This is a genomic window from Candidatus Cyanaurora vandensis (assembly GCF_013285555.1).
Classification (GTDB): Bacteria; Cyanobacteriota; Cyanobacteriia; order Gloeobacterales; family Anthocerotibacteraceae; genus Cyanaurora; species Cyanaurora vandensis.
Map to the genome: position 1 here is coordinate 1 of NZ_JAAXLT010000212.1, position 7,682 is coordinate 7,682.

Consider the following 7,682-nt stretch of genomic DNA (forward strand, 5'->3'; position numbering starts at 1 on the left):
CCATAACACCCGGAAGAGTGAGGAGCGTCTCGACAGTGAAGTCCATGATTCAACTGATTGCGACTACTCCATTATACACCTCTTACACGGAAGAGCCAAATACAAAGGCAGTAGCCCGCCACGCTGCCAATCGTTTCAGCATCACGCGCCAGCTTTACTACAGCCGCGAGGAAACAAAGCGGGCACTGGATCTGTGTGCCTTCATTAATGGTCTACCCGTAGCTACCTTCGAGCTAAAAAATAGCCTAACCAAGCAAACCGTTGAAGATGCCATCGAACAATACAAGCGTGACCGCGACCCCCAGGAGACTCTCTTTAAATTCGGGCGCTGTGTAGTGCATTTCGCCATAGATGACCAAGAAGTAGCCATGTGTACCGCCCTTAAAGGGAGCAAGGGCATAGCAAAAGAATCCTGGTTCCTACCCTTCAACCAAGGGTGGAACGATGGTGCCGGCAACCCGCCCAACCCAGACGGTATCAAGACCGATTACCTATGGAAGCGTATCCTCACCCCAGCGAGCCTCACCGACATTCTGGAGAATTTCGCCCAAGTTGTGGAGAAAGAAAACCCTAAAACAGGCCAGAAAAAGCAGGTACAAATATTCCCCCGCTACCACCAACTTGATGTAGTCCGGCAACTTCTCGCCGATGCACTAGCCTGTGGTGCGGGTCAGCGGTATCTTATCCAGCACTCCGCAGGTAGCGGCAAATCGAACTCTATTGCCTGGCTTGCCCACCAGCTTATCGGTTTACGGAAGGAGGGTGCAGATGTCTTTGATTCCATCATCGTCATCACTGACCGTCGGCTACTAGACAAGCAAATCCGCAAAACTATCAAGGGCTTCGCTCAAGTAGGCAGCATCATTGGTGCTGTGAAGGAGGGTACGGGCACGTCTAAGACAGAACAACTTGCCCATTACCTCCGGGATGGTAAGAAGCTCATCATCTGTACGGTGCAGACATTTCCAGAAGTACTCAAGAAAATCGGTGAAGAACATCGAGGCAAGAAGTTCGCCATTATTATTGACGAGGCCCACTCTAGCCAGGGCGGACGTGCCACTGCTGCCATGAATATGGCGCTGAGTGAAGACGGTGCTGAGCAAGAAGAAGAGACCACCGAAGATAAGATCAACCGCATTATGGAATCACGGAAGTTACTTACCAACGCCAGCTACTTCGCCTTCACCGCCACACCTAAGAACAAGACTCTAGAGATTTTTGGAGTCCCCTATAGGGTCGGTGATGAGCGGAAGTTTCGCCCCTTCCATAGCTACACCATGAAACAAGCCATCCAAGAACGCTTTATCCTCGACGTTCTCAAACACTACACCCCGGTGGCAAGCTACTACCATCTAGCTAAAACCGTAGCAGGCGATCCCGAATTTGACATCAAGAAGGCGCGTAAGAAGCTGAAAGCCTACGTAGAAAACCACAACCAGGCTATTCGTAACAAGACCGAGATTATGGTAGACCACTTCTTGGAACAGGTCATTAGCCAGAACAAAATAGGAGGTAAAGCCAGGGCGATGGTGGTAACGGGTAGCATTCAGCGGGCAATCCAGTACTTCTTCGCTTTCCGCGATTACCTCACCGAGATCAAAAGTACCTACAAAGCCATAGTCGCCTTCTCTGGCGAACCAGAATACCAAGGCGAAAAAGTCAGTGAAGCGAAACTGAATGAATTTCCGAGCCACGACATCGCCGAAAAGATTCAGGAAGACCCCTACCGCTTCCTCATCTGCGCCGACAAATTCCAAACGGGCTATGACGAGCCCCTAATGCATACGATGTACGTAGACAAAATGCTCTCAGGCATCAAAGCGGTACAAACTCTATCCCGATTGAATCGGGCGCACCCCCAGAAACATGACACCTTCGTTCTCGATTTTCAGAACGACATCGAAACTATCGAAAATTCCTTCGCTGACTATTACCGCACCACAATCCTTAGTCGGGAGACAGACCCGAACAAGCTCCACACCCTCAAGAGTGAGCTAGACCAGCACCAAGTCTATTCCGCCGACCAAGTTGAAGCGATCGTGGAACGCTACCTAAGTGGCGCAGACCGCGACCAACTTGATCCTATCCTCGACATCTGTAAGTCCGTATACATCAATGATCTTGATGAAGACGGGCAGGTAGACTTTAAGGGCAAAGCCAAGGCATTCACCCGCACCTATGACTTCCTCGCCACAATCCTTCCCTATGGCGTATCAGAGTGGGAAAAGCTTTCCATCTTTCTAAATTTCCTCATCCCAAAGCTGCCTGCCCCGATTGAGGAAGACCTTGCAAAGGACATTCTCAATGCTATTGACATGGACAGCTACCGCGCCGAGAAGAAAGCAACATTAGCCATTACCCTACCGGATACTAATGCAGAGATAGAACCTATACCCACATCCGGGGGAGGACGCAAGCTAGAACCAGAACTGGATAAACTTTCCAATATTGTAAAGCAGTTCAATGACATCTATGGAGGATTATTCCAAGATGCAAAAGCAGTAGAAAAGCGCATTCTGGAAGTGATTCCGCCGAGAGTCTCTGCTGACATAGCCTACCAAAATGCGAAGAAAAACTCAGATTCTCAAAACGCTCGCATTGAGCATGACAAAGCTCTGAAGCGAGTCATTACCAACCTGTTTAAAGACGATGCCCAACTCTTCAAACAGTTCCAAGACAATAGCTCTTTCCGCGACTGGCTCACCGAAACAATATTTGGGTTGACCTACAAGGAATCGTAACTCCATCATCCTTTTATGCTCAGAGTGTTCATTATTAAGTAAAAAATGTCGCCAATTCAGGAATGAAGTGCAACACCCAGGAGGTGTACTAAAAAAGGCTCATGGGGTAATCTGACGTTTACCACAACAAAAGAAACCCCAATGAGCTACACCCAACTTAGCGCAGAAGAACGTAATTTTCTCTTTTCTTTGAGAAGTTCTTCAGATTTTCCCTTGGTCGAGATTGCCAAGTTAATGAATCGCAGTCCGGTCACATTATCCCGTGAGTTGCGGCGGAATACCGATGCCCATGGACGATATTTGCCGGATACCGCCCACCTCAAAATGCAGCAACGGCGTAGTGGTCCGGTCCCGGACCACTGGAGGGGCAAAACTCCTTTTAAGAAAGTCACAAAAGAGTGCTTAGCGGACATTAAGCAGCGAATGAAAAAGTTTCACAGTCCTGCCCAAATTGCGGGACGACTTAAGCTGGAAAATAAAGAAGGTGTAAGTCATGAAACCATCTATCAAATGATTTATAGTAACTTTGCCAATATGGGAGAGCTTATAAATTACCTGCGGCATAAGCGTAAAAAAAGAAGGTGCCGTGTCTTAGCTAAGAATAAGTGCGGGGTAATCCCAGACCGCGTGGGCATTGAAGAACGGCCTAGTATTGCTGATGAGAAAACAGAAATAGGTCACTGGGAAAGTGACACAGTTATTGGGGCAAATTATCAAGGAGTAATTGTCACTCATGTGGATAAAGCTTCCAGGTATTTAGGGGTCCGGTACCGGACCCCTGTTGCAGAGCTAGCACCTGATAAGATAGCTGATTCTATTAAAGAAGTAACGACTAAAGCCTTTAAGAAAATACCCAAAGAGCTACTTAAGACATTCACATCAGCTAATGGCAAAGAGTTTGCTGGTCAAGTGGCATTGGCTGCGTTATTAAAGGTCTATTGGTATTTTGCACGACCCCATCATTCGTGGGAGCGGGGTTAAATGAGCACACGAATGGCCTCCTACGACAGTTTTTCCCAAAAGGAACAAACTTAAAAGTAGTCAAACCAGAAAGGCTACAAAAAGCTGTTGACCTAATTAACCATAGACCTCGTAAATGTCTTGACTATGAAACCCCGCATTAAGTATTCTTCAAACAGTTGGATGCCGTTACACTTCAAATTTGAATTGACCACCTGTAGTAATGAAGCTGAGGATTGGAGCAAAATCTTCGAGAGGCCACCCTGCCGCTTGAAATAATTCTTCAAAGTTCTCTTTCGTAAGTTCATGTTCTGGCAGGGTAGTAGGAATGATGGTGACAACAAGTTCTAATTCTTTAGAGGACTCAGCCGCCTCCCAATTTCTTGCTTGAGATTGGTTAACGCCTCATTTTTATTCTTACCCTCGGCTACACAGCCCGGTAGAGCGGGATATTCAGCAATGAACCAATTGCCGGTGATGGGTTCAAGTATTACTTGGTAAACCATCGTACCCTCCTCTGCTGCGTCAAATGGTAATCCCTCTAGTTTACTAGAGAGTAGGTTGTTGGAGCTTCTTAGTGGGGCGGCGGGAGTGGGAGAGCACTCTCATCCCTGCTACTGAGGGCAACAGTTTGAGTCTGTCTACTAAAATGTAGTGATAACAACTGTTTACAGGGAGCGCGAGAATGTCTCTTGAATATACGATTTATACTCTGCGGGTAGTCGGTAGTAGCAACCGTGGCTATCAGATTCAATCGGACGCTAAAACGGATAAAAAGCTCATCAGTTCTAAAGCAACCCATGGCGACCAAGAGATCCTAGACCTCGTTTGGAGCTTCCTGGGAGAACCTGATAGTAAAGACATCTTGCCGGGTGGGGTTCAATTCAGTAGTGCGTTGCGTAAACATCTGATGGTTGAGCGGGACCCGGATTTTGGGGAGTTTTTGTATATCCAAGACCGCCGGACGCTGATGCCCTTACTGAAGCTAGAAGAACGCACAACTACCCTCAAGCCCCTAGCGGTCTCACTGCCTAAGTCGACCCGTGTGGCTATTCCTGCTCCTGATCCAGCAGTAGCACCCCAAGTCGTCGCTCCCCGCGTTTCTGATGAAGAAGTTGCTCGTAATCGGCGGTTGGTTGAATTGGTCGCTACGCTCCTGAAAAAAACTTCCCCTTGGCGCGATTCCTCAGAGGTCAATCAACAGCAAGCGGCCTCAGCTATGGTTTCAGCAGCCCTCAAGGATGAACAGTTTGAGGAGATCCTGGCTGAGATGAGGACTAGCAATTCGTTAGGGCACCTCGATTCATGCACAGGATAAACTGAGATCAAATACTTAGAGTTATGGCTCTTATCGCAGGCATAGGTTATGAAAAAAGTCCTGTCCTTGCTGCTCATCGCTTATAGTCCTCCGGTACCAGAACACTAGGGACGGTTTCGCTAAGCTCCTTCATGCATCTCACTTTTGAATCCCATTTTCGCCCACACCCACGCGATAGCTTCACTGGGCTTGATACCCTTGGGCACATAACTCGCTCGCACATTTCTCATAGCGGTCATCAATTATTTCTCACCGCGTCACGTCTTCCCTAAATTGCCCGACGGTTATTGCAGGCACGGTCTTGCCAAACCCAGTGTCAGAAATTTCATCAACGATAGACGCTCATTCACTGGATAGGCTAGCTGAGCATCCCGCATGTGATAAAACCCTTGGCGCAGCAGGAGTTTGAACTTTAGCATTACGACCAAGCGCTTGCCACCAGCCTTACTAAGGGAGAGTAAGATCTCTGGTTGATGTCAAAACGTCACCTGTCCTGCTAACCGCTCCAAGGTCTTGGGACCGATACCCTGCACGGGGTCTAGGTCGGCGAGGGAACGAAAAGGGCCATTGGTTTCCCGGTAGCTGACGATGGCGCGGGCGGTGGTGGGACTGATCCCCGAGAGTTGTTCGAGGGTGGCGGCGGCGGCGGTGTTGAGATTAATCGCGGCCTGGGGTGCGGCGGCGGCTTGATTCTCCCCTTGGGGGCAACGCTTGGGGGCTTCGGCAATCTTGGTTTTGAGTTTGCTACTCGGTCCCTGGACTCCCCGTTGGAAGAGCCGAGTGTACTCCCGTTCGTAATGGGCCGCCACCACGGGGTCCTCAATGATGAGCGTATTCTCGTCATTATTATCGTTAGCAGCCTTGGACCAGTTGTGCGAACCCGTCAGTACAATGCGTCCGTCTACCACTACAAATTTGTGGTGCATTTTGTCGCCCTCGGGCAGGACCGGGACGGTGATGGTTTTGAGGGGTGTGGACCAGGGACGGTTGCCTGTTTCTAGTTTGCAGGTGCGCCCCGGTAGGCTCAAACCCCATAGGTCGAGGGTTTCGCTGAAATCGCGGTAACTGAAGTTGCGGTCAAACACCCCGCTAATTTCGAGGCTGGGGTTCGTGGTCTTGAGGGCCAAGAGTGCGTCGGCGGCTTCCTGGGCACTGAAGACAAAGAGAGCTAGATGGACAGCAGTAGTCGCCCGTCCGAGGGTGCGAACAATAGTTCCATTGGTGGTCAAGCTCGGGTCAATTCGCGCACCGGCTGGCGAGAACTGGACGCCGACGGTGGTTGCGCCCACCTGCACGGACTGAGCGGGCATGAAGGTTTTTTTGCGCCCAAAACGGGAGTCCTTTTGCCCCCCCGGTCCATCGCCCCACATCTGCACGAAATCCTGACGGTACAGATTCACCAAGGTAGGACTCTGGACGACGAGTAAATTATTGGTATTGCCCCGACTGATGGGTACGGTACGGTCGCCGTGGACATCACTAAAGGTCTGGTTAGTGGAGCCGGTCACTAATAAGTTGTCATCTACCAGAATATATTTGTTGTGCATAATCCCCTGGCCCTTCGTCGCGTCCTCGGTGTCGTCAATCCAGGGGACTTGAGCTTGATTAAACATATAGATGGCATCCCGTTGTCTCAACTCGTCGGGGGTGAGTTTCTTATCACCATTGATATCTAGGTAACGACGTAACTCGCGGGCACGGCCCTGGGCATTGGCATCAAGACCAGCGACTTGGGCCTCGGTTAATAGCCCGAGGTCCTGGGTGTAGCTGTTTTCCATGATGAGCCGGACGCGCACCCCGGCTTGGTGTTTACGGACGATGGCTTGGGCGATGGCGGGGAGATTGAGTTCGTGGACGGAGAGATCGAGGGTGCGTTGGGCTTGGTCAATCTGGTCTACGATCGTTTGCTCTAGGTCATCGCCGTAGCGTTTAATTTTGCGGTAGGGGTCGGTATAGGTTTGAGCGCGGGATTGGTTGAAATAGACTTTGATTTGGGGGTGTTGGGGTAGGGGAGCAATGGGCTTAAGTTCCTCTGGGGGCAATGCCTGGGCCGGGTTTTCCACATTTTCGTCATAACCTTCTAGGTCGGTCTCGCTCTTGTCCTGACCGGGATCTAGTTCTGAGACGGCAATCGTACCGGGGTCTACCCGTGGTCCCGCCCCACTACTAAGCCACCAACCCACGCCCAGGATGAGGACTAGGACACCCCCGAGTAGGACTAAATCACGCTGACTAATCGTAGTCTTCTGCTTCATCACTCACACCCACGCTGGAGTTAGTTTACCCACTCGGGAGATGGCAGTACAGTCACTACTCCGGGTTGGAGAACTAATGCTTATCACCCGACCCGCTTTATAATTTTGTTTGAGCATCTTCTGCCCGCCTGTTTGCATAGAATAATTAATAATCCCTCTGCAAGTGGGGGATTAAAATACCTCTTCGTTCCGTAACCGCTCCTCCACATAGCAACCCTACAGAAATTGTAAAAAGAGTCATGGTGCTCAACCGCCGCCCCCAACCCCCAGCCCCTCCCCCGTGCCCTGACGGGCACAGGCAAGCAGGGCAGGGGAGCAAGAATAATGGCCTTTTTGCTTTGGTTCCCCGTTTACCTGTGCCCGTCAGGGTACGGGGCGGAGGGGCGGCTGTTGGAGAGCTATTTACAC

4 protein-coding genes and 1 pseudogene are annotated in these 7,682 nt (G+C 50.2%); 3 read left to right on the forward strand and 2 right to left on the reverse strand.

The features are described 5' to 3' along the window. Nucleotides 1-44: 44 nt before the first annotated feature. Nucleotides 45-2,741 (forward strand): type I restriction endonuclease subunit R, encoded by a 2,697-nt coding sequence (locus HFM78_RS15010; protein WP_287130267.1) that lies wholly within the window; start codon nucleotides 45-47, stop codon nucleotides 2,739-2,741. A gap of 141 nt (nucleotides 2,742-2,882) precedes the next feature. After that, nucleotides 2,883-3,865 (forward strand): annotated as a pseudogene (locus tag HFM78_RS15015) (IS30 family transposase). 183 nt (nucleotides 3,866-4,048) lie between these two features. Here the strand turns inward: HFM78_RS15015 and HFM78_RS15020 are convergent. Then, nucleotides 4,049-4,207, reverse strand: a complete 159-nt coding sequence (locus tag HFM78_RS15020; protein WP_287130268.1) for a type II toxin-antitoxin system HicB family antitoxin — start codon at nucleotides 4,205-4,207, stop codon at nucleotides 4,049-4,051. A 179-nt stretch (nucleotides 4,208-4,386) separates the two neighbouring features. Here HFM78_RS15020 and HFM78_RS15025 point away from each other — a divergent pair, with 179 nt between their 5' ends. Next, nucleotides 4,387-5,019 (forward strand): hypothetical protein, encoded by a 633-nt coding sequence (locus HFM78_RS15025; RefSeq protein WP_287130269.1) that lies wholly within the window; start codon nucleotides 4,387-4,389, stop codon nucleotides 5,017-5,019. Between the two features lie 476 nt (nucleotides 5,020-5,495). Here HFM78_RS15025 and HFM78_RS15030 read toward each other — a convergent pair whose 3' ends face one another. Further along, nucleotides 5,496-7,274, reverse strand: a complete 1,779-nt coding sequence (locus HFM78_RS15030; protein ID WP_287130270.1) for a phospholipase D-like domain-containing protein — start codon at nucleotides 7,272-7,274, stop codon at nucleotides 5,496-5,498. Between the last annotated feature and the right edge of the window lie 408 nt (nucleotides 7,275-7,682).

Bases quoted from the DNA above. Each gene is read 5' to 3' on its own strand.
- HFM78_RS15020 (WP_287130268.1), bottom strand. From the start codon at position 4,207: ATGGTTTACCAAGTAATACTTGAACCCATCACCGGCAATTGGTTCATT.
- HFM78_RS15010 (WP_287130267.1), top strand. From the start codon at position 45: ATGATTCAACTGATTGCGACTACTCCATTATACACCTCTTACACGGAA.
- HFM78_RS15025 (WP_287130269.1), top strand. From the start codon at position 4,387: ATGTCTCTTGAATATACGATTTATACTCTGCGGGTAGTCGGTAGTAGC.
- HFM78_RS15030 (WP_287130270.1), bottom strand. From the start codon at position 7,274: ATGAAGCAGAAGACTACGATTAGTCAGCGTGATTTAGTCCTACTCGGG.